The organism is Bacillus sp. BS3(2021), assembly GCF_021043345.1.
GTDB classification, from domain to species: domain Bacteria; phylum Bacillota; class Bacilli; order Bacillales; family Bacillaceae; genus Bacillus; species Bacillus paralicheniformis.
This window is the reverse complement of record NZ_JAJNDM010000002.1, coordinates 313276-333707: the sequence shown is the minus strand read 5'-3', so window position 1 is coordinate 333707 and position 20432 is coordinate 313276. Positions and strand designations below refer to the sequence as shown.

17 protein-coding genes are annotated in these 20432 nt (G+C 47.7%); 7 read left to right on the top strand and 10 right to left on the bottom strand.

The genetic code is table 11. From position 1 onward, the window contains the following. Window positions 1–225: 225 nt before the first annotated feature. Window positions 226–1626, bottom strand: a complete 1401-nt coding sequence (locus LQ247_RS06855; protein ID WP_231005785.1) for a YfcC family protein — start codon at window positions 1624–1626, stop codon at window positions 226–228. 125 nt (window positions 1627–1751) lie between these two features. Between LQ247_RS06855 and LQ247_RS06850 the strand changes: the two genes are divergently transcribed. Both LQ247_RS06850 and LQ247_RS06845 read left to right on the top strand, forming a co-directional pair. Continuing rightward, window positions 1752–2921 (top strand): M20 family metallopeptidase, encoded by a 1170-nt coding sequence (locus tag LQ247_RS06850; protein WP_020450035.1) that lies wholly within the window; start codon window positions 1752–1754, stop codon window positions 2919–2921. Between the two features lie 173 nt (window positions 2922–3094). After that, a complete protein-coding gene (locus LQ247_RS06845; RefSeq protein ID WP_216921582.1) occupies window positions 3095–4225 on the top strand; it encodes a type II asparaginase in 1131 nt (376 codons plus the stop codon). A 31-nt stretch (window positions 4226–4256) separates the two neighbouring features. On the opposite strand, the gene LQ247_RS06840 is transcribed toward LQ247_RS06845, so the two are convergent. Next, the gene (locus tag LQ247_RS06840) at window positions 4257–4709 is read right to left on the bottom strand and encodes a GNAT family N-acetyltransferase (protein ID WP_020450037.1); all 453 of its coding nucleotides are present in this window, start codon (window positions 4707–4709) and stop codon (window positions 4257–4259) included. Between the two features lie 100 nt (window positions 4710–4809). Here LQ247_RS06840 and LQ247_RS06835 point away from each other — a divergent pair, with 100 nt between their 5' ends. Further along, complete coding sequence (locus tag LQ247_RS06835) at window positions 4810–6309, top strand: amidase (RefSeq protein ID WP_020450038.1); 1500 nt, start codon at window positions 4810–4812, stop codon at window positions 6307–6309. 22 nt (window positions 6310–6331) lie between these two features. Here LQ247_RS06835 and pepF read toward each other — a convergent pair whose 3' ends face one another. Together pepF and LQ247_RS06825 are read right to left on the bottom strand one after the other, a co-directional pair. Next, window positions 6332–8167, bottom strand: coding sequence for an oligoendopeptidase F (pepF, locus tag LQ247_RS06830; protein WP_231005783.1), 1836 nt, complete (start codon window positions 8165–8167; stop codon window positions 6332–6334). Window positions 8168–8278: 111 nt separating this feature from the next. Beyond that, window positions 8279–8548, bottom strand: coding sequence for a GlsB/YeaQ/YmgE family stress response membrane protein (locus LQ247_RS06825; protein ID WP_017474015.1), 270 nt, complete (start codon window positions 8546–8548; stop codon window positions 8279–8281). 170 nt (window positions 8549–8718) lie between these two features. Here LQ247_RS06825 and LQ247_RS06820 point away from each other — a divergent pair, with 170 nt between their 5' ends. Continuing rightward, window positions 8719–10434, top strand: a complete 1716-nt coding sequence (locus LQ247_RS06820; protein ID WP_020450040.1) for a serine hydrolase — start codon at window positions 8719–8721, stop codon at window positions 10432–10434. Between the two features lie 59 nt (window positions 10435–10493). On the opposite strand, the gene LQ247_RS06815 is transcribed toward LQ247_RS06820, so the two are convergent. From LQ247_RS06815 to LQ247_RS06790, 6 genes are all read right to left on the bottom strand, one after another. Then, entirely contained in the window at window positions 10494–11816 is a 1323-nt protein-coding gene (locus tag LQ247_RS06815; RefSeq protein WP_231005780.1) for a (Fe-S)-binding protein, read from the bottom strand. Continuing rightward, window positions 11813–13225, bottom strand: a complete 1413-nt coding sequence (glcD, locus tag LQ247_RS06810; protein ID WP_023857785.1) for a glycolate oxidase subunit GlcD — start codon at window positions 13223–13225, stop codon at window positions 11813–11815. Before glcD ends, LQ247_RS06815 begins: the two co-directional genes overlap by 4 nt. Before the next feature lie 119 nt (window positions 13226–13344). After that, window positions 13345–13647 carry a PTS sugar transporter subunit IIB gene (locus LQ247_RS06805; protein WP_023857786.1) on the bottom strand — a complete coding sequence of 101 codons (303 nt, stop codon included), beginning with the start codon at window positions 13645–13647 and terminating at the stop codon, window positions 13345–13347. Next, window positions 13644–13976 (bottom strand): PTS lactose/cellobiose transporter subunit IIA, encoded by a 333-nt coding sequence (locus LQ247_RS06800; RefSeq protein ID WP_020450044.1) that lies wholly within the window; start codon window positions 13974–13976, stop codon window positions 13644–13646. Before LQ247_RS06800 ends, LQ247_RS06805 begins: the two co-directional genes overlap by 4 nt. A gap of 16 nt (window positions 13977–13992) precedes the next feature. After that, window positions 13993–15279 (bottom strand): PTS cellobiose transporter subunit IIC, encoded by a 1287-nt coding sequence (gene celB / locus LQ247_RS06795; RefSeq protein ID WP_020450045.1) that lies wholly within the window; start codon window positions 15277–15279, stop codon window positions 13993–13995. Then, a complete protein-coding gene (locus LQ247_RS06790; RefSeq protein ID WP_101561653.1) occupies window positions 15266–16600 on the bottom strand; it encodes a 6-phospho-beta-glucosidase in 1335 nt (444 codons plus the stop codon). Before LQ247_RS06790 ends, celB begins: the two co-directional genes overlap by 14 nt. A gap of 162 nt (window positions 16601–16762) precedes the next feature. Between LQ247_RS06790 and LQ247_RS06785 the strand changes: the two genes are divergently transcribed. The 3 genes from LQ247_RS06785 to LQ247_RS06775 all read left to right on the top strand — a co-directional run bounded on the left by LQ247_RS06785 (window position 16763) and on the right by LQ247_RS06775 (window position 20428). Further along, on the top strand, window positions 16763–17497 hold the full coding sequence (locus LQ247_RS06785; protein ID WP_020450047.1) for a GntR family transcriptional regulator: 735 nt from the start codon (window positions 16763–16765) through the stop codon (window positions 17495–17497). Further along, entirely contained in the window at window positions 17494–18228 is a 735-nt protein-coding gene (gene chbG / locus LQ247_RS06780; protein WP_023857788.1) for a chitin disaccharide deacetylase, read from the top strand. The genes LQ247_RS06785 and chbG overlap by 4 nt, the downstream gene beginning before the upstream one ends. A gap of 403 nt (window positions 18229–18631) precedes the next feature. Next, window positions 18632–20428 (top strand): glycosyl hydrolase family 18 protein, encoded by a 1797-nt coding sequence (locus LQ247_RS06775; RefSeq protein ID WP_023857789.1) that lies wholly within the window; start codon window positions 18632–18634, stop codon window positions 20426–20428. Window positions 20429–20432: the final 4 nt, after the last annotated feature.

Sequence of the window (20432 nt, the reverse complement as noted above, 5' to 3'; positions counted from 1 at the left end):
GTGTTTTGTTTAGAATCCGCCACTTTGTTGATGAATTTTGAAATTGGACTATGGTGGATAAAAAGTCCCTTTTTCGGGTTTTCTTAACCTGAGCTTAAAATTTAGTAGATCAATCGTCTCAGAAACGCCGGTTTTGATGGTTTAGGCTTCTCTATGGTCAGGGAGACGGAGACATGTATGAGGAATGCAGCCGGGGGCTCCGGCTGCATATTGTGGACCGGATGTTTACTTAATACCGATGATCATGGCGATAACAATTGCGGCGGCGCCGATGAAAATCCAGCCTGCGACCAGCTTCCAGACAAACTTGACCCAGCGTTCGTAAGTGACGCCTGCGATTGACAGCGAAGCCATCAGTACACCGGAGGTCGGGATGATGGAGTTGGTGATTCCGTCTCCGTATTGATACGCGAATACGGCAATCTGGCGTTCGAATCCCAATAAATCGGCCAGCGGCGCCATAAGCGGCATCGTTGTGGCTGCCTGTCCGCTTCCGGATGGAATAAATGTGTTAATCACGATTTGCACGGCGAACATGCCAATGGCGCTGATTTCGTTCGGAAGTGAGCTGATGGCTGAAGCAAGGCTGTTGATGATCGTATCGATAATCTGTCCGTTTTCCAATACGATGACAATGGCACGGGCGAAGCCGACAATCAGCGCTCCGTATACAACCTGTTTCATACCGTCAACAAATGAATGGAAGGTGTTGTTGATGCCGAGTCCTCCCGCAAGGCCGGCGGCAAAGCCGATGATGAGAAAGCCGGCCGACAACTCGCTTAAAAACCACCCCCATTGAAATACACCGAACATATTGATGCCGAAGCCCAATGCTGTAATCAGCATGACGAGGCCGTGTCTTCCGGTGAAGGAAAGATCAGCGTGTCCTGCGGCTGTCTCTTCATTCATCTCTGTTTCGCTTCCATACATCAAACCGGTATTTGGGTGCGCTTTGACTTTTTCAGCGTACCGCATGACATAAAAAATGGAGAAACCGAGCATGGCGGCATAAACGGCCAATCTATAACCGAGGGCGCTAAACACCGGGACTTCCGCAATTGTCTGTGCGATTCCGACTGTGAACGGGTTCAACATGCCGCCGGTGAACCCTGCAGCCGCGCCAAGGGAAATCATCGCCAGCCCGGTCATTGAATCATAGCCAAGCGCTCTTGCAACAGCGATGCCGATCGGAATAAAAATAATCGTCTCTTCAGATAAACCGATCGTTGCGCCTCCGATGGAAAAGACGAACATGGTGACGGGAATCAGGAGGAAACCGCGTTTCTTCAAGCGCTGCACGAGCACATGAACACCTGCACGAATCATCCCGGTCTGATGGATGATGCCGAAAGCTCCGCCTATTAAAAAGATGTAAAAAATAATATCCGCCGATTGAATCATGCCTTCCGGTATGGCTTTAAACATCTCGAAAAAACCGACCGGACCGGCGTCAGTCTGTGTGTAGCTCCCTTGTACGATAACCGTTCGGCCGTCTTCTTCAACCCGCTCAAATTCTCCTGATGGAATGAAGTATGAAGCCAGTGCAGCTAAAATGATAATGAAAAAAATCAAAGCATAAGTATGAGGGAAGTGCAGTTTTATTTTCTGGGGGGTGCCATTGCTCATTCCGTTCGTCTCCTATATAATGTATTAATATTCATATAATTATATATTTAATCATTTTGAGGATATGAGCTTTACTTTGTCAACCCTAGAAAAGAACTTCCGGTAATGGAGAAGGGAGAACCGTTATGAAAAAACAAATTGAGAAAGAGATCGAACATATTCGTGAAGAGCTGCTGCATATCAGCCAGTATATAGGCAATCACCCTGAACTGGGGCATGAAGAATTCAAAGCTTCAAAGATTCTGTCCGAGGAGCTGAAAAAACACGGTTTTCAGGTGGAGTTAGGAACATGCGGCCTTGCGACGGCGTTTACGGCCGAATTTGACAGCGGCCGTCCCGGCCCTGCCATCGGGTTTATGGCTGAATATGATGCATTACCTGACCTTGGCCATGCCTGCGGGCACAATTTGATCGGCACGATGGCGGTCGGCGCCGCAATCGGCGTCAGCAAAGTCATCGCATCATGCGGAGGGAAAGTGTATGTTTACGGAACGCCTGCGGAAGAAACGAAAGGCGGAAAAGTAACCATGGCTGAACAAGGGGTTTTTGATCACTTGGACGCCGCTATGATGGTTCATCCGTATTGCAGGCATGAAAAAAGCGGAACATCGCTGGCGATGGATGCGATTCAATTCGAATTCTTCGGAAAGGCCTCGCATGCGGCGGGAGCGCCTCACGAAGGAATCAATGCGCTCGATGCCGTCATTCAGACATTCAACGGCATTAATGCGCTCAGACAGCATATTCTCCCTGATGCCCGGATTCACGGGATTATCCCAGAGGGAGGGAAAGCGGCAAATGTTGTGCCGGATTATGCGGTTGCCCAGTTTTATGTCAGAGGAACGGAACGTGCTTATGTCAATGAATTGCTTGATAAAGTAAAAAATTGTGCAAAAGCAGCCGCACTTGCGACTGGAGCCCGACTTGAGAGCTCTTTTTACGAGCTGTCTTACGATGATTTGAAAACAAATGAAACGCTCTCAGACGCCTTTACACAAAACATGATCGAGTTGGGCGTCGATCCCGATTCGATTCATGAAAAAGCGGACGGAGGAGGTTCAGTTGATATGGGGAATGTCAGCCAGATCGCACCTTCCATTCATCCTTATGTACAAATTTGCGATGAACCGTACGCGTGCCACACACCCGAGTTTCGGGAGGCAGCCATGAGCAGCCAAGGGTTCGAAGGCTTAATGCTCGGCGCAAAATCTATGGCATTCACGGCCTATGATGTGCTCACCAATGAAGAGCTGTTGAGAAAAATAAAGGAAGAATTCAGCTTTTTAAAACAATAGAAGGTCTGAAGAGGGAAACGAGGTTTCCCTTTTTTTAATGCAAAAAAACGCAGAAGAAAATCTAACATATAAATAGACAGCGTATAAATGCATTTTAAACTGGTATGAAAGAGAGGAGGAAAGAGAAAATACATATATAATTAGCGGACTTCGCAGCAGGGAGAGATCAAAACATGACGAAAAAACGAATGTTATTTATTGTGTTAGGCTTATTGCTTTTGATCAATGCCGGGTGCTCCGGTTCAAACGAATCTCGAAATGAAACAAAGGCCCGGGCGAAGACGGAAACTGCGTCAGCTAAGACTGCTCAAGGAAATGAGGGCCTGCCCAACATAAGAATTTTAGCCACAGGGGGGACCATTGCCGGAGCGAATCAGTCCAAAACGTCGACGACCAATTATAAAGCGGGTGCAGTCGGGATTGATACGCTCATCGAAGCCGTTCCGGAAATGAAGGATATCGCGAATATCAGCGGAGAACAAGTGGCAAACATCGGAAGTCAGAATATGACTAATAAAACGCTCCTGAAATTGAGCAAGCGCACTGCGAAGCTTTTAGCTTCAGATGATGTCGATGGAATTGTCGTCACTCACGGAACGGACACCTTGGAAGAAACGGCTTATTTTTTAAATCTCGTCCTCAAAAGCGATAAACCCGTCGTTGTGGTCGGATCTATGCGGCCTTCCACAGCGATTGGAGCCGACGGGCCTGCCAACTTGTACAATGCTGTAAAGGTCGCTGCGAGCAAGGAAGCTTACGGGAAAGGAACCATGGTGGTGCTGAATGACCGGATTGCTGCGGCAAGATATGTGACGAAAACCCATACGACAGCTCCTGACACTTTCAAGTCGGAAGAAATGGGGTACCTCGGCAATATTGCCGACGGCATCTATTTTCATAATGACATCACAAAAAAGCATACGAAAGATACCGATTTTAATATTTCCAAGATCAATCAGCTTCCTCAAGTCGACATCATATACGGGTATCAAAACGACGGGCGCTATCTGTTTGACGCTGCAATCAAGGCGGGAGCGAAAGGCATTATCTATGCGGGAAGCGGAAACGGTTCAGTCTCCGACGAGGCGAAAAAAGGGGCAGTCGCAGCGGTGAAAAAAGGGGCGGCAGTCGTGCGTTCTACACGCACCGGCAGCGGGGTTGTTACGCCCAATCCTGATCTTGAAAAGGAAAACATATTGGCTTCCAACTCTTTGAACCCGCAGAAAGCCCGGATTTTGCTGATGCTGGCGCTGACCAAAACAGATGATCCGAAAAAGATCCAGTCCTATTTTGATGAATATTGACGAGAATCCGCCGGGGAGCCCGGCGGATTTTTTAAAGATCGAGCGCTAAGCGAACCATATCGATGCAGCGCATGCCGTTTTCGTATATCGGTTTCTCATAATGCCTCAAGAAAAAGTCGCGGTCGATGCCGGTGATTCTAAATCCGCATTTTTGATAGAGCGCAAGCTGGCCGATGCTTGAATTCCCGGTTCCGATTTCAATTGTCTTAAATCCTTGTGATTTTGCCGTTTCAATCGCATGCATAACCAATTGTCTGCCGATTCCTTTTCCCTGCAGATCTTCTTTGACGGCGATATTGACGAGCTCTGCTGTTTCTGGTCTCGTCGGCAGCAGCACATAGACACCTACAATCCGGCGGTCGATTTCTGCTGTATAGCATTGTCCCCGTTTGAGATAATCGATAACCAGTTTTTCGGAAGGGTCTGCCGTCAACAGTAAATCAAGCGGCGGCTCATGTTCTGGGTGTAACCTTCGAATATTCATTTCACTCATCTCCTTTTTGATCTAAACTGAAAACATTGAAATCCTCAAAAGGCTCATGCACAATAGTAAACACAAGCGAACAGTAAAGTGAGGTACTGATATGAATATATCTGACTATATGAAGCATGACGCAGTTGCTTTATCTAAGCTTATCAAACATGGGGAAGTAACGGTGAACGAATTAATCGATGCTGCTTTTTCCCGCCTTGAAGAAGTCAATCCAGAACTGAATGCGGTCGTTCGGACGAGAAAAGAACAAGTCAAACATGAATGCAGACAGCTCGATATCAGACAGCAGCCGTTTGCCGGGGTGCCGATCCTTTTAAAGGACATTTCCCAAGCGTTAAAAGGGGAGCCTCTTACAGCCGGCGCCAAGCTGCTTTCATCTTATCAACCAAAGCGCGATTCGAATTTCGTTGCTAAATTGCGCGGCGCCGGCTTTTTATTTCTCGGCCAAACGAATACGCCCGAATACGGATTGAAAAATATTTCTGAGCCTGAATTATACGGGCCGTCGCGAAATCCCTGGAACACCGATTATTCACCCGGCGGTTCAAGCGGCGGTTCCGCTGCAGCGGTGGCGGCCGGAATCGTTCCCCTTGCAGGAGCTAGTGACGGGGGAGGCTCCATTAGGATCCCCGCTTCATTTACCGGGCTATTCGGTTTGAAGCCGACCCGGGGCAGAACGCCTGTAGGACCGGGCGTCGGGCGGCAATGGCAGGGAGCATCGATCGATTTTGCGCTGTCCCGTACGGTCAGGGACAGCGCTGCGCTCCTTGATATCCTGCAAACCGTTCAGCCTGAAGCCGCTTTTCAAACGCCTTTATTTCCGGGCCATTATGAAGAGGATATGAAAAAAGGGCTGGAGCGCCCGTTGAATATCGCATTTTCTGTAGAATCACCCGTCGGAACGCCTGTCAGTGATGAAGCCAAACAAGCCGTCCACCGTACCGTTAAATGGCTGGAAGCGCAGGGACACCGCGTCGAAGAGCAGGCGAACGGCGTTGATGGACTCCGGTTAATGGAGAACTACTACTTAATGAACAGCGGCGAAATTTCCGCGATGATTCTGGGAATGGAAAAAACGCTTGGAAGAGCGATCACTGTTCAGGATGTTGAAATTGTCACATGGGTGCTTAATGAAGCAGGCAAAAAAGTGTCGGCAGCCGAATTTACGGCAAGCCTTGCTTCCTGGGATCAAGCAGCTGCACAAATGGCGGCGTTTCATGAGACCTATGATCTGTATGTGACCCCTGCAACGGCTTACCCCGCTCCAAAGGTCGGCGAGCTTACTCATACCGAAAAAGAAGCCGAAGCGCTCCTGAAAGTGAGTGAGCTGGAAAAAAATGAGCAGCAGTCGTTGATTTATCAAATGTTTTTGAAAAGCTTGACATATACACCATTCACACAGCTTGCCAACTTAACCGGACAGCCTGCGATGAGCGTCCCGGTCCACCTCACAAATGAAGGTTTACCGCTCGGCGTTCAAGTGACGGCACCGAAAGGAAAGGAACATTGGCTGCTTCGCACCGCACATTTATTAGAGCAATCAGACTTATGGATCGGAATGAAAGGCAATCCGAAGTTCGGCAGTCTGTAACCGCATAAAAGAAGACCGGCTGTTAATCAGGCCGGTCTTCTTTTGGATCATACAGTTTTTCGAGCTCGTCAACCAATGTTCCGACATACGCAACTGCCTGGCGTATCGGTTGATCCGTCGACATGTCAACACCCGCGTGTTTCAACAGGTCCAGCGGTTTCATTGTACCGCCTGTTTTTAAAACGTTCAGCCATCTCTCGACGGCAGGGCGGCCTTCTTCTTTAATTTGCTGCGAGACGATCGTCGATGCTGTCAGCCCGGCTGAATAGGTGTAAGGGTATAACCCCATGTAGTAGTGCGGCTGACGCATCCATGTTAAACCTGCCCCTTCATCAAGCTTCACTCCGTTGCCCCAGAATTCGGACAGCACGGCGGTGGTTTGTTCAGACAGTACGGAAGCGGTAAGTGCGCACCCTTGTTCGGCGAGTTCGTAGACTCTCCGCTGGTATTCCCCTTCAAGCAGATGGGTGACAAAATTGTGGTAATACGTGCCCATCAATTGGTTGATGACCCAGCGCTTCATTTTCGGGTCATTTGTTTTGGAAAACAAATGCTGGGCGAGAAGCATTTCGTTCATTGTAGAAGGCGCTTCGATGAAATATAGAGACGGTCTGACATTCATGATGCGCTGCTTGCGGTTTGCCAAGTAGAAATGACCGGCATGACCGAGTTCATGGGCAAGGGTAAAGGCGTCCCGCATCGTATCCGTCCATGTCATCAAAATGAAGGGATGCACTCCGTACGGACTTGAACAAAACGCACCCGTGGATTTGCCGATGTTGTCAGCGAGATCAACCCACCGCTCAGTCAATGCGGTTTCCATGACTTCCGCGTACTCGGGTCCCATCACTTGTAAAGCGTCCAAGATCATCCGGCCGGCCTGTTCGTAAGTCGTCTTTGGACTGAAGTCGTGATCAAGCGGAGCCTGCAAATCGCAGAAGCGCATGTCGTCGAGGTCTAATACGCGTTTTTTCAAGGCGGCATACTTGCGCATATGAGGTGCAAGTTCGTTTTTAATCACATCAAGCTGGTTGTGGTACATTTCGAGCGTGACGCTTTGCGGCTGAAGAAGCATATCGGTGGCGGATTGATATCCGCGAAGCCTTGACATGCCGACCTGTTTTTTGACTTCTGTTTCATAGACGGCGGCGATGGTATTTTTGTATGTTTGCAGGGTATTTGTAAAGGAGGCAAAGGCGGTTCTGCGAATATGCGTATCAGGAGAGAACATGTATTTTCCTTCATATAACGCGAACGAATTGGCCAACTCATTGCCGTTCCGGTCCTGAACCGGTGAAAATTGCATATCTGCAAGCTTCGCCATCCCGAAAATTTTGTACGGTGCATCATGCACTTCGCCTAAAACGGCTAACGCTTCCTCTGTTTCGGGAGCAAGCTTATACGGCTTGCGCTCCATTATCTCGGACAGCATTTTGCTGAAAGGCTCCAGTCCTTTCTCATTTTTTATGTACGTCTCCACTTGATTTTCGGGGAATTCGAGAATTTCCGATTGGATAAATGAAAGCCCGGCGTTTAGTTTTGCTTGAAGTGCGGCCATCCTTGAAGCGTCGGCTTGGTTGACGGGGTTTGTCAAATCTTCGGACTTTCTGAGGTGAGTATAGGCAGCGGCCCGGACTAGGCGCTCTAGCAGTTTTTCCTGCAGCATTAAACAATCGAGCAACACGTCAGCTCCTTCGTGAAGCCTTCCTTTAAATGAGCCGATGGATACGAGATCTTCCTCAATTTTCACAAGTGCGTCTTCCCAAGCTTCATAAGAAGAAAATAAATCAGTAAGATTCCAAGTCAGTTCCTGCGGCACCTCAGAGCGCTTCGGTCTTTTTTCTGCCACTTTTTCCAATGTACAGCCTCCCCTTGAAAATATTTCGTGTTTCTAATTAATTATATAAAAGACGGCAGCAGAATGAAATAAAAAACGACGGTTTCTAATGAAACCGTCGTAAATCATCCATTATTGAGCATTGCGGTTTCGTCCGCCCATACTTCTCATGACAAGACTGACGATGAAAATCAAAATGATCGCACCGATCAGAGCCGGAATGATATTAAATCCGCCGATCATCGGACCCCAGCGTCCCAAAATCATGGAGCCGAGCCATGAACCGATAAATCCCGCGATAATATTTCCAATGATTCCTCCGGGTACATCACGTCTGATAATGAGGCCGGCCAGCCAGCCTAAAATTCCGCCGATGATCAATGACCAAATAAATCCAAACATTGAACAAAACCTCCTTGTTTTTTAGACATTTTCAGCCTTATACCTATCTTTTGGAATTCGTGAATAAATATACAAATTTTCTCTAAATGAAACCATTCGGGCGAACAAACGTATGGAATACGGACACCTGGAACAGGCATAAGACGCTTAGATCAAGAGAGGAGAGTAAAATGAGACAGCCTATAAAGGAATTAAAAGGCTTTCGGGCATTTGCCCTGGAAAAAATGAAGGAGTGGAACGTTCCCGGAGCCGCTGTTGCAGTCATTAAGGAAGACGAGATCATCATGGCGGAAGGGTTTGGATTCAGGGATAAAGAACGGAAATTAAAAGTGAACCCGGAAACGGTATTTGCGATCGGTTCCGCTTCCAAGGCATTTACAACGGCGGCGATGGCGGTTTTGGCTGATGAAGGGAAAATGGAATGGGACAAGCCGGTAAGGGAATACCTCCCGGAGTTTAAGATGTATGATCCGGTGGCAACCGAACGGATGACTCCCCGTGATCTGGCGTGCCATCGTTCGGGCCTCCCAAGACACGAAATGATGTGGTATAATTCCTCCTTTTCAAGGGAAGAGCTTTTCAGACGGCTCCGCTACCTTGAGCCGAATCTGGATTTTCGATCAAAATGGCAGTATCAGAACCTGATGTACATGACGGCCGGTTATCTTGCAGGAAGAATAGCGGGAACGACATGGGAGGAGTTTGTTCATGAGCGGATTTTCAAACCCTTGCATATGACATCCAGCAGCTTCTCGGTCGAAGATATGCAAAAGCTTTCCGATTTTGCCTTTCCATATCAAGAGAAAAACGGAACAGTTGAAAAAATTCCTTTTCGCAATATCGATGTGATCGGGCCGGCTGGATCGATCAATTCCAATGCCTTGGATATGGCAAATTGGGTGCTGCTTCAGCTTGGCAGCGACAAATTCAGCGGTGTTCTATCAGAGGGAAGCCTTCATGAGCTGCATACGCCTTGCATTTCCTGCGACTCCATTCTTAAAGCGAAGGAACTCCCTGTCTGCAGCTATGGGCTCGGCTGGTTTGTTGAACCGTACCGTGGCCGTCATATGATTCATCATGGCGGAAATATTGACGGTTTTTCATCGCTTGTTGCTTTCATGCCTTATGAAAAAATCGGGATTGCCATTTTGACAAATATGAACGGCAGCTTTCTCCCAAATGTTCTGGCGTACAATATTTTTGACCGCTTGCTTGGATTGGAAGAGATTGATTGGAACGGCCGGCTGAAAGGCGAAGCGGAAAAAATAATGAAAGCGGCTTTAGGGGTGGATCGAACCGCGGATCTTACCAAAATTGAAGGAACGAAGCCTTCTCATGACCTGAAGGACTACACAGGTGTATACGAGCACCCCGGCTACGGTGAAATCAAAATAGAGTGTAAAGACGGTATGTTACAGGCGCTCTTCAATTCGTTTGTGATGCCTTTGAAGCATTATCATTACAATATATTCGAGATGAAAATGCCGCTCACGGAGATGGCGATGCTCTCATCTTTCAGCGCTGATATACACGGACATATCAGCCGCCTTTCCGTACCGTTTGAAATGGCGGAAGGCGCTGGAGAAATCGAATTTGTCAGGAAGCCGGATCAGCGGTTGTACGATCCTGAATTTCTTGCTTCTTTAACGGGCGAATATGCATTGGAAGCCGGAACAGATGTCGTTGTGTCTTTCAGAAACAACCGGACGCTCTGGGTTTCATTGCCCGGTCAGCCTGATTACGAACTTGAGCCTTACCGTGAGTTGACATTTCAAATCAAAAACCTGCCGGGTTTCAGCGTCCGGTTCGAAGCCGGCGATTCCGGACAGGTAACAGGTTTGCGCTTCATCCAGCCGAATGGAGAATTTCCTGCTGTTCGGAAATAGCAGCAGAAGACATATTTCGATTTATTTCCCGAGAAATATACCAAGTGTGAGCCGCCTCGTCACTCCTGGACGGCTTCCAGCAGTAAATCCGCCAGATGAACAGCTCTCACTTGGTTTGTAAGCCCCGCTCGTTCAATGCCGAGCTTCATTTGCAGCAGACATCCGGGATTAGCTGTAACGATCGTAGCGGCCCGGGTCGCTGTTGCTGCTTCCATTTTTGTATCGAGAATTTTCATCGACATTTCGGATTCGACAATGTTATAAATACCGGCTGATCCACAGCAGCTTTCGGCATTTTTCATTTCCTTGAATTCAATGCCGTTGATGCTGCGAATAAGGTATCTCGGCTCAGCGGAGGTGTTCATGACATTTCGCAAATGGCACGAATCTTGGTAGGTGATGATTTGCTGCGGCAGTTCAAGGGATCGCTGATCAAAGTTCAGCTCCAACAGGACGGAAGAAAAGTCTTTCAGTTTCCCTGTAAAAACCGCTGCCCGTTTCCGCCATTCAGAGTCATCTTTCAGGAGATGATCATATTCCTTTAAAAATGCTCCGCATCCCCCTGCATTTGTCACGATAAAGTCCGCGTTTGAATCCTCGAATGCCTGAATATTTCGTTTTGCGAGCAGGACGGCCTCAGACTTTTCGCCGCTGTGTCCGTGGAGGGCACCGCAGCAGGTCTGCTGTTCGGGAATGATGATCTCGCAGCCGGCCAGCCGCAGCAGCTCGATGGTTGCCATATTCGTATCTAAAAACAACGTATCCATGAGGCAGCCCGAGAAAAAGGCGGCCCGTTTTTTTCTCTCTCCGATCGCAGGGAGCAGGTGCGGCCGTTTTTTCAGCTGTTTCATATCGGGAACTTTCGGCAAAACAGCCTCCATTTTCGCGAGATGGTCCGGCAAAAGACGAAGTAAGCCCGATTTGCGAATCACATTTTGCATGCCGGAACGCTGATACACGCCGAGTATTCCAGTCAGCGCCCTGATTCTGTTTTGGTGGGGGAAAAGCCCTTTGAATACCGCGCGGCGAAGCACTTTAACCGGAAGGGTGTGTTTTTTGTTCTGCTGAATAATATCCCTCGCTTCTTCAAGCAAGCGCCCGTAGTTTACGCCTGAAGGACATACAGGTTCACACGCCCGGCAGCCGAGGCAAAGCTCCAGTGACCGTTCGACATCCTCATCAGGCTCAATCGCCCCATCGACGACCGCTTTCATGAGCGCGATGCGTCCGCGCGGTGAATGGCTTTCCTGAAAACCGGATTCGATATAGGTGGGGCATGACGGCAGACAAAAGCCGCAGCGCATGCAATTCAGCAGCTCTTCCTCGTCCATTCTTTTTTTAAACTGCTGTTCAATGACCTTTCTTTCGTTAGCTGTCGTCATTTTGTCACCACCACCCGCTTGCGGGAGTCTTTCGCAAATATCTTCCCGGGATTCATGATGCTGTTAGGATCCAGCGCCTGTTTTACCGCCTTCATGGCGGCGATTCCCGCTTTGCCCAGCTTCAGTTCCAGATAAGGAGCTTTCATTTCGCCGACCCCATGTTCTCCGGTGATTGTTCCTCCCAGCTCAACCGCTTTTTTAAAGATGTCTTCAAAAGCCTGTTCGACCCGTTTCATTTCTTCACTGTTTCTGACATCTGTCGTACAGGTCGGATGAAGGTTGCCGTCGCCTGCGTGCCCGAATGTACAAATCGATATTTTGTGCTTTTCGGCGATCGTATTAATTGCTTTTACCATTTCGGCAATTTCAGAGCGCGGTACCGTGGCATCCTCCAGAATGGTCGTCGGCTTTAAACGGGCTAAAGCGGAAAGTGCGGTGCGGCGGGCCTCCCGAAGATTTTCCGCTTCAGCTTCTGTTTGCGCGGTTTGAACGGACACAGCATTTCCTTTTGTGCAAATCTCTTCAATCAGGGCAATGTCACGGCGGACTGCTTCCTCGGTGCCGTCCTGTTCGATCAGGAGAACCGCTTTGGCATGGACGGGAAGGCCGATTTTCGCGAAGTCTTCGATCACCTGAATCGTGGGCTGATCGAGAAATTCGAGCGTCGTCGGAATGATTTTGTGTGCGATGATATTTGAAACCGTTTGGGCTGCAGAGTCGATATCTTGATAGAGGGCGAGGACGGTTTTTTTTGTTTCGGGTGCCGGGATGAGTTTCAATGTTGCTTCAGTAATGATGCCGAGCGTTCCTTCAGAACCGACGAAAAGACGCGTCAAATCATAGCCGGCAACGTCTTTGGCGAGTTTGCCGCCAGTGCGGATGATATCCCCGTTTGCGAGAACGACTTCAAGCGCCATGACATAATCGCGTGTCACTCCGTATTTCAGCCCGCGGAGGCCGCCCGAGTTTTCATTGATGTTGCCGCCGATTGTCGAGATCTTCATCGAGCTCGGATCGGGCGGATAAAATAATCCCTTTTCTTCAGCGGCGTGAATTAAATCAAGTGTGATCACGCCGGGCTGAACGGTTATCGTTAAGTTTTCTTCATCGATTTCTAAAATTCGATTCATATGCTTAAACAGGAGGACAATTCCTCCTTCAGTCGGGCATGTGCCGGCGCAAAGATTTGTACCTGAACCTCTCGGCACAATCGGAATGCGGTGCGTGTTGCAGATTTTCACGATTTGCGATACTTCTTCTGTGCTGCGCGGGGCTATGACCGCGTCAGGCATCGATTGAAACTGGGGTGTCGCATCATAAGAATAGACGAGCCGTCCGGCGTTCGAATCGTCATAATTGACAGAGCCGACAATTTCAATCAACTGGGATTTCACTTGTGAGGAAATCATGTATGATCACATCCTTTACCAATTATTATACAAAAACAAACGCTTTCAAAAAATCATTCTTTTAAACTTCAAAAAAAAGAACCCGTTTTCAAAGAAAACGCGGTTCTTTGCAGGAGGCATCAGGTTGCAAGGCTGATTGCCTGATTCAGCACTTTTGCTCCGTCCATCATTCCATAAGCCATTTGATCAATGACGGCCACGGGCGTATGATAAGGCTCGGCGCGCTCTGTCATTTGCCCTTTTAAATACCGGACCTGCGGACCAATCAGTATCACATCAATTTCATCCAGATGACTTGGCAAATCTGCCTCCGCATATGCATTAATTTCGGCCTTCAATGAACGGTTTTTCGCTTCTTCCCTCATTTTTTTGACCAGTATACTCGTAGACATTCCGGCTGAACATACAAGTGCGATCTTCATTTTTCCCTTCCTTTCTGAAGCTCTTGATATAAATGAATCAATTCTTTCGCCAAATCTTTTACAGTCATGGCTGTCATTAAATGGTCCTGCGCATGGATTAATAATAGATTGGGTGAAAGGCCTTCGCCTTGTGCTTCTTTTTGCAGAAGGCGGGTTTGCGCCTGATGAGCTTGGCTCAGCTCCGATTCTGCTTCTTGTATTTTTTGATATCCGGTTTCCCATTCGTGTTGTTTCACAAGCTGCAATGCTTCCATTGCAGAAGAACGCGCATTTCCGGCGTGAAGAATGATTTCAAATGAGACCTGTTCCAATTGTAGTGTATCTGCCATAACATTCACTCCTTACTTATTCGTTTTCTGTCTGGTGCAAGGCGGAACGTTCTGCTGCTTTTATAAACGGGAGGTAGAGCAGGGTGGCCAGCACCAGGTTGAAGATTTGCAATAAGACTCCCCGGACTGATCCTCCGGTGACGAGATACCCGCTGACAATCGGCGGCGTTGTCCACGGAAGGATCGCGACAGTTTTCGGGACGAGACCGGAAGCCAAAGCGACATATGACGTAATCGTTAAAATTAATGGAATCAAGATAAACGGAATGAACATGATCGGGTTTAATACAATAGGAAGTCCGAACAGAACGGGCTCATTGATGTTAAAAAGGCCGGGTGCGAGAGACACCTTCCCGATCGTTTTGTAGTGCTTCGATTTCACGGCAATTAAAATGCCGGCAAGCAGAGCCAATGTCGTTCCCGATCCCCCCATAAATACGTAAGAATCGAAGAAAGGCTTTGTCACAATATAAGGCACTTCAAAAGCGCTCATTCCTTGCGAGAATAAGTGTTGATTTTCCTGAATGAGCGGGAGGTAGACGGATTCCATGATCGGCCCGAGGATATTTGTTCCATGCAATCCAAAGAACCAGAGCAAATGATTCAAGAAAGTGAAAATCAAGGCTGACCCAACCGTGTTGGAAAGACCTTGAAGCGGCTCTTGAATCGTGCTGAAAACAAGCTCATGGATGCTTTGTCCCGAATAATGAACAATCAGAGCATTACATAGCCCGGCAGTGGATAAGATGACGGCAGCCGGCAATAGAGCATTCAAGGATTTTGTGACGCCGTCAGGCACTCCTTCAGGCATTTTGATTTTCCATTTCTCATTTTGTGAAAACAGCCGGAAGACTTCCGTCGACAGCAAAGCCACGATTAAGCCGACGAACAGGCCTTGTGCTCCCAGCCAAGTCATTGAAAAGCCAAAGTCTTCAGTGGTCGGCGTAAGCACGGCGAATGCGCCAATCCCGATTAATGCGGCAGACAGGCCATCTGTGTGATAGGACTCGGCCAGCTTAAAGCTGACAGCCGCAACGGCTAAAAGGCTCAACAGAGCAAAAGAGCCATTCCATATCGCCCCGCCGACAGCAGTCCATCCCTCTCCGAACAGGCCGGTCATAAAGTTTTGAAACGCCGGTATTGGAAAATTATTAACCAGGATGGCGAGGGAACCGATGATAATAAGAGGCATAATGGCGATGAATCCGTCGCGTATTGCAATCAGGTGTCTTTGGGAACCGATCTTTCCGGCGATCGGCATGATGTTTGCTTCGATGAATGCCATCATTTTATTTTGTTTCATGTTCACAGACCTCCTCAAAAAATTGCGGGAGGTAACGTTTATGCGCCTCGAGCATTTCATCCAGTACCTTTTGAGCTTTGTGATCAGAGGAGACCAACGGATTGGTGATCATGGCTGAATATGCCGTATTGTAGTCGCCGGTGACCGCAGCTTCAATCACTAATTGTTCAAATTTTTTCATCAGGCAGATCGGCCCGCAAATGGCAGCAGGCAGTTTTCCGACGGTCAGAGGACTCGGTCCGCTTTTTGTAATGACACTGTTGACTTCGATCACCGCATCATCGGGAAGGTCTGGTATGCTTCCTTTATTCAGTGTGTTCACGGTCTGAATATCCATTGAATGATGATAAAGCGAGTTCATTAATGAGCAGGCTGATTCACTATAGTAAGCCCCGCCGCGGCCTTCCAGTTCTTTAGGCTTCTCATGGATCTCGGCGTCTTTGTATTTCTCAAACAGCTGCCGCTCCACTTCCATGACGGTTTCCGCTCGCGTTCCGTTGTTATTGTACGCTTCGATATCTTTTGCGAGCGCATCTTCATGTTGATAATAGTACTGATGGTACGGGCTCGGAAGCATACGTAAAGACCGCAGAAATTGGCGATTCCACGGCAACGCCGCAATATTGGAGGGCGAGTAGCCGAGGTAATCATTCAACAGATGCTCAATCGTCTCTTCCGTCCGGTCGATGCCGTCGATCCATACCCTTTTTCCGAAAACAAAATGGTTGAGGCCTGCGAATTCAATCATGACGCGGTTCACATCCACGCCGAATATTTCTGCAATGCTATTTTTCATGTTGTAAGGAATATTGCATACCCCGACGACCTTTTGATGAGGTCCGTGCTTCAGCAAAGCTTCCGTCACGATGCCGGCCGGATTGGTAAAGTTGATCAGCCATGCTTCGGGACAAATCTTTTGGATATCGCGAGCGATATCCAGCATGACAGGAATTGTGCGGAAAGCTTTAAACATACCGCCGGCTCCGTTTGTTTCCTGCCCGATTAGGCCGTGGCTGAGCGGAATTTTTTCGTCTAAAGCTCTCGCCTTCAGTCCGCCGACTCTGATTTGAACCGTGACGAAATCGGCACCTTGCAACGCTTCTGCCCGATCTATTGTATGGCTCAGTTCGATGGGAACCCCCGCATGCCTGATCATTCGCTTCGCGAGTTCTGAGACGATGCGAAGTTTTTCTTTGCCCTCCTCGATATCAACAAGTGCAATCTCATTCACCGGAAATTGATGCTGCCGTTTGATGATGCCTTCAATAATTTCCGGTGTGTAGCTGGACCCTCCACCTATAACAACTACTTTCAGCGCCATAATCCCCCTCCTTCATTCTCTTTATATGAAAGCGCTTCACACAATTGAAACTTAACATGTCATAACAAATTTGTCCATACATATTTGTTATGACAAATTGTTTTTTTTAGGAACCTTTTGTGTTATTCTATAATTACGAACACACCCCAAAGGAGAACATGTATGGCGAAACAACCACAGCTCCACAGTCAAATTAAACAAGATATTGTAGATAAGATTGAAAGCGGTTATTATCCGCCTGGCAGCCTGCTGCCGACGGAGTCCGAGTTTTGCAAACTGTATGATGTCAGCCGGACGACGCTGCGGACCGCGCTGAATCATTTGCTTATGGAAGGGGCCATTTACCGAAAGCAGGGAAAAGGGACATTTGTCGCCAAAGGAAAAGTAAAGCAGATCTTGAGCTCCAGCAGCCTCCGTTATGCAGAGCAATTGAAGGCTCAAGGCTTTAAACCGAAAATCAAAGTTGTTGATTTGCAAAAAATAAAGCCGTCTGAAAAAATCCAAACCCTCCTCGGAATCGACGCTGAACAAATGGTCTATCAAATCAAAAGAATCCGCTATGCGGACGATGAAGAAATCCAGTTTGAAACAGCCTATATCAGAACGGATCTCGTCCCCGAAGTAACGGAAGAAATGGCGAATATTTCACTTTACCAGTGCATCAGCAGGCAAGGAAACAACATAAAAAGAACAGAAGAACAAATCAAAATTGTGATTTCTGATGAGGAGATTGCACAACATTTAAATATTACACAAGGCACACCTTGCTTCCAGATATCGACGCAAACATTTTTGGCGTCGGAAGAAGTCGTCGAGTATTCTATGGCCTATTTTCGCGGTGACCGTGTTGAGTTCTTCATTGAACGTGATTATGAACAAAGGGGGAATGAAAGGTGAAATCTCTAATCATAAATGCGGATGATTTTGGATTTTCAAGGGGAGTCAACCTTGGAATCATTGAAGCTTTCCAGCACGGGGTGCTCACATCGACTACGCTCATGGTCAATATGCAAGAAGCGGAGCATGCCGTCGAACTCGCACGGCAAAATCGTGAACTCGGAGTCGGCGTCCACTTGGCATTGACGGCCGGGCGCCCGATTCTCGGCGGACTGCATACGATAACGGATGAAGAAGGGAATTTTCGCAAGCTTTTGTACTACCAGGGTTTCTTCGACATTGACCTTGATGAAGTATACCGAGAGTGGAAAGCGCAAATAGAGAAAGCTTTGTCTTTCGGTTTAAATCCGACACATATCGACAGCCATCATCATATTCATACATACGGAAATCTCCCTGAGGTGTTTGTAAAGCTTGCGAAAGAGTATGACCTGCCATGCAGAAAGGTCAATCATGATCATCCTTCACTGTGGAAGGGTGTAAGGTCGAACGATGCTTTTGAGCTGAAAGTCGATCGATTGAAGGATCTTTCGAGCATCCTTCGTGATTATCAAGACGCAGCAGTGATTGAAGTGATGTGCCATCCGGCTTACGTCGATAAATGTCTGCTTGAAAAATCGTCTTTCCATTATCCTCGGGTATATGAACTTTCACTGCTGACGGAACCTTCTCTTAAATCGGCTTTGCAACAATGTCCGGATATTCGTCTTACGTCTTACGCTAGTCTATGAAGAGGCTAGAGGCGCCGCTTCTATTCCTTAAATGGAGTAGAAAGCGGCGGTTGTGTAGTCAATGTCTTCAAGTTGACAGTTCAGAAAATTCTGATTAATATAGATTTGTCATAACAAATTCAGCAACCCTTCGCCATTAAAAAGTCTTCTTTTATACGCAAATGTATAGACATCTATACGTGTTTCACCCTCAGCACAACCAGCTTTTCCAAACGAACACACCCGAAATTTTAATGAAATCATGATGTCAATCTCATTTATGTAAGCGTTTTCCCTTGTTGGCTTCTGTGCAGCTGCAGCTATTAGATGACAAGGAAAAATATAAAACAAACAAAAAAGGCGGTGAGGAGGAATAGGAGATTTCTAGTTTCATGGTTTGTCAAAAAAATTGGATGAAAAGGAGATGAACATCGTGTTGGTCAACAAAAGCAAAAAGTTTTTCGTTTTTTCTTTCATTTTTGTCATGTTGCTGAGCTTGTCATTTGTAAATGGGGAAGTTGCAAAGGCCGATTCCGGAAAAAACTATAAAATCATCGGCTACTATCCATCATGGGGTGCTTACGGAAGGAATTTTCAAGTTTGGGATATGGACGTTTCAAAAGTCAGCCACATTAATTATGCTTTTGCTGATATTTGCTGGGAAGGAAGGCACGGGAACCCCGATCCGACAGGCCCCAATCCCCAAACATGGTCATGTCAGGATGAAAAAGGAGTGATCGACGCGCCAAATGGAACAATCGTAATGGGCGATCCCTGGATTGACGCACAAAAGTCAAATCCCGGGGATGTCTGGGATGAACCGATCCGCGGCAACTTTAAACAATTGCTGAAGCTGAAAAAGAGCCACCCTCATTTGAAAACGTTCATATCGGTCGGCGGATGGACTTGGTCTAACCGCTTTTCAGATGTCGCGGCAGATCCTGTGGCAAGGGGGAATTTCGCCGCTTCGGCCGTTGAATTTTTAAGGAAATACGGGTTTGACGGGGTCGATCTTGACTGGGAATACCCGGTCAGCGGAGGATTGCCGGGGAATAGTACACGGCCGGAAGATAAAAGAAATTACACGCTGCTCCTGCAAGAGGTGCGTAAAAAACTTGATGCTGCAGAAGCAAAGGACGGCAAGGAATACTTGCTGACGATCGCATCCGGCGCAAGTCCGGAGTATGTGAGCAACACTGAGCTTGATAAAATTGCTCAAACCGTGGATTGGATTAACATCATGACCTATGACTTTAATGGCGGATGGCAAAGCATAAGCGCCCATAATGCGCCGCTGTTCTATGATCCAAAAGCAAAAGAAGCAGGCGTTCCAAATGCTGAGACCTACAACATTGAAAACACTGTGAAGCGCTATAAGGAAGCCGGTGTTAAGGGGGACAAATTAGTGCTTGGAACACCGTTCTACGGAAGGGGCTGGAGCGGTTGTGAGTCCGGCGGCCACGGAGAATATCAGAAGTGCGGACCGGCGAAAGAAGGGACATGGGAAAATGGAGTATTCGACTTTTCAGATCTTGAAAAGAATTATGTAAATCAAAACGGCTATAAAAGGTATTGGAACGATCAAGCGAAAGTGCCGTTTTTGTATAACGCGGAAAATGGCAATTTCATCACTTATGATGATGAACAATCATTCGGCCACAAAACGGATTTTATTAAAGCAAACGGATTAAGCGGAGCGATGTTCTGGGATTTCAGCGGCGATTCCAATCGGACGCTTCTCAATAAATTGGCAGCCGATTTAGATTTTGCACCGGACGGAGGCAATCCGGAGCCGCCTTCATCGGCACCTGTGAATGTGCGTGTAACCGGAAAAACTGCTACAAGTGTCAGCCTGGCGTGGGATGCGCCGAGCAGCGGAGCAAACATTACGGAATATGTCGTGTCATTTGAAAGCCGGTCGATATCTGTAAAAGAAACATCAGCGGAAATCGGCAACTTGAAGCCGGGTACGGCCTACTCATTTACAGTTTCAGCAAAGGATGCCGATGGAGAGCTCCATACCGGACCAACAGTAAAGGTCACGACGAATTCTGACCAGGCATGTTCATATGACGAATGGAAAGAGACGAACGCATACACGGGCGGAGAGCGGGTTGCATTTAACGGAAAAGTGTATGAAGCGAAATGGTGGACGAAAGGCGACCGGCCGGATCAATCCGGTGAATGGGGCGTATGGCGGCTGGTCGGAGGCTGCGAATAACAGA

Excerpts from the sequence above, each read along its gene's own strand:
- LQ247_RS06855 (WP_231005785.1), bottom strand. The coding sequence starts at position 1,626 with ATGAGCAATGGCACCCCCCAGAAAATAAAACTGCACTTCCCTCATACT.
- LQ247_RS06850 (WP_020450035.1), top strand. The coding sequence starts at position 1,752 with ATGAAAAAACAAATTGAGAAAGAGATCGAACATATTCGTGAAGAGCTG.
- LQ247_RS06845 (WP_216921582.1), top strand. The coding sequence starts at position 3,095 with ATGACGAAAAAACGAATGTTATTTATTGTGTTAGGCTTATTGCTTTTG.
- LQ247_RS06840 (WP_020450037.1), bottom strand. The coding sequence starts at position 4,709 with ATGAATATTCGAAGGTTACACCCAGAACATGAGCCGCCGCTTGATTTA.
- LQ247_RS06835 (WP_020450038.1), top strand. The coding sequence starts at position 4,810 with ATGAATATATCTGACTATATGAAGCATGACGCAGTTGCTTTATCTAAG.
- LQ247_RS06825 (WP_017474015.1), bottom strand. The coding sequence starts at position 8,548 with ATGTTTGGATTTATTTGGTCATTGATCATCGGCGGAATTTTAGGCTGG.
- LQ247_RS06820 (WP_020450040.1), top strand. The coding sequence starts at position 8,719 with ATGAGACAGCCTATAAAGGAATTAAAAGGCTTTCGGGCATTTGCCCTG.
- LQ247_RS06815 (WP_231005780.1), bottom strand. The coding sequence starts at position 11,816 with ATGACGACAGCTAACGAAAGAAAGGTCATTGAACAGCAGTTTAAAAAA.
- glcD (WP_023857785.1), bottom strand. The coding sequence starts at position 13,225 with ATGATTTCCTCACAAGTGAAATCCCAGTTGATTGAAATTGTCGGCTCT.
- LQ247_RS06805 (WP_023857786.1), bottom strand. The coding sequence starts at position 13,647 with ATGAAGATCGCACTTGTATGTTCAGCCGGAATGTCTACGAGTATACTG.
- LQ247_RS06800 (WP_020450044.1), bottom strand. The coding sequence starts at position 13,976 with ATGGCAGATACACTACAATTGGAACAGGTCTCATTTGAAATCATTCTT.
- celB (WP_020450045.1), bottom strand. The coding sequence starts at position 15,279 with ATGAAACAAAATAAAATGATGGCATTCATCGAAGCAAACATCATGCCG.
- LQ247_RS06790 (WP_101561653.1), bottom strand. The coding sequence starts at position 16,600 with ATGGCGCTGAAAGTAGTTGTTATAGGTGGAGGGTCCAGCTACACACCG.
- LQ247_RS06785 (WP_020450047.1), top strand. The coding sequence starts at position 16,763 with ATGGCGAAACAACCACAGCTCCACAGTCAAATTAAACAAGATATTGTA.
- LQ247_RS06775 (WP_023857789.1), top strand. The coding sequence starts at position 18,632 with ATGAACATCGTGTTGGTCAACAAAAGCAAAAAGTTTTTCGTTTTTTCT.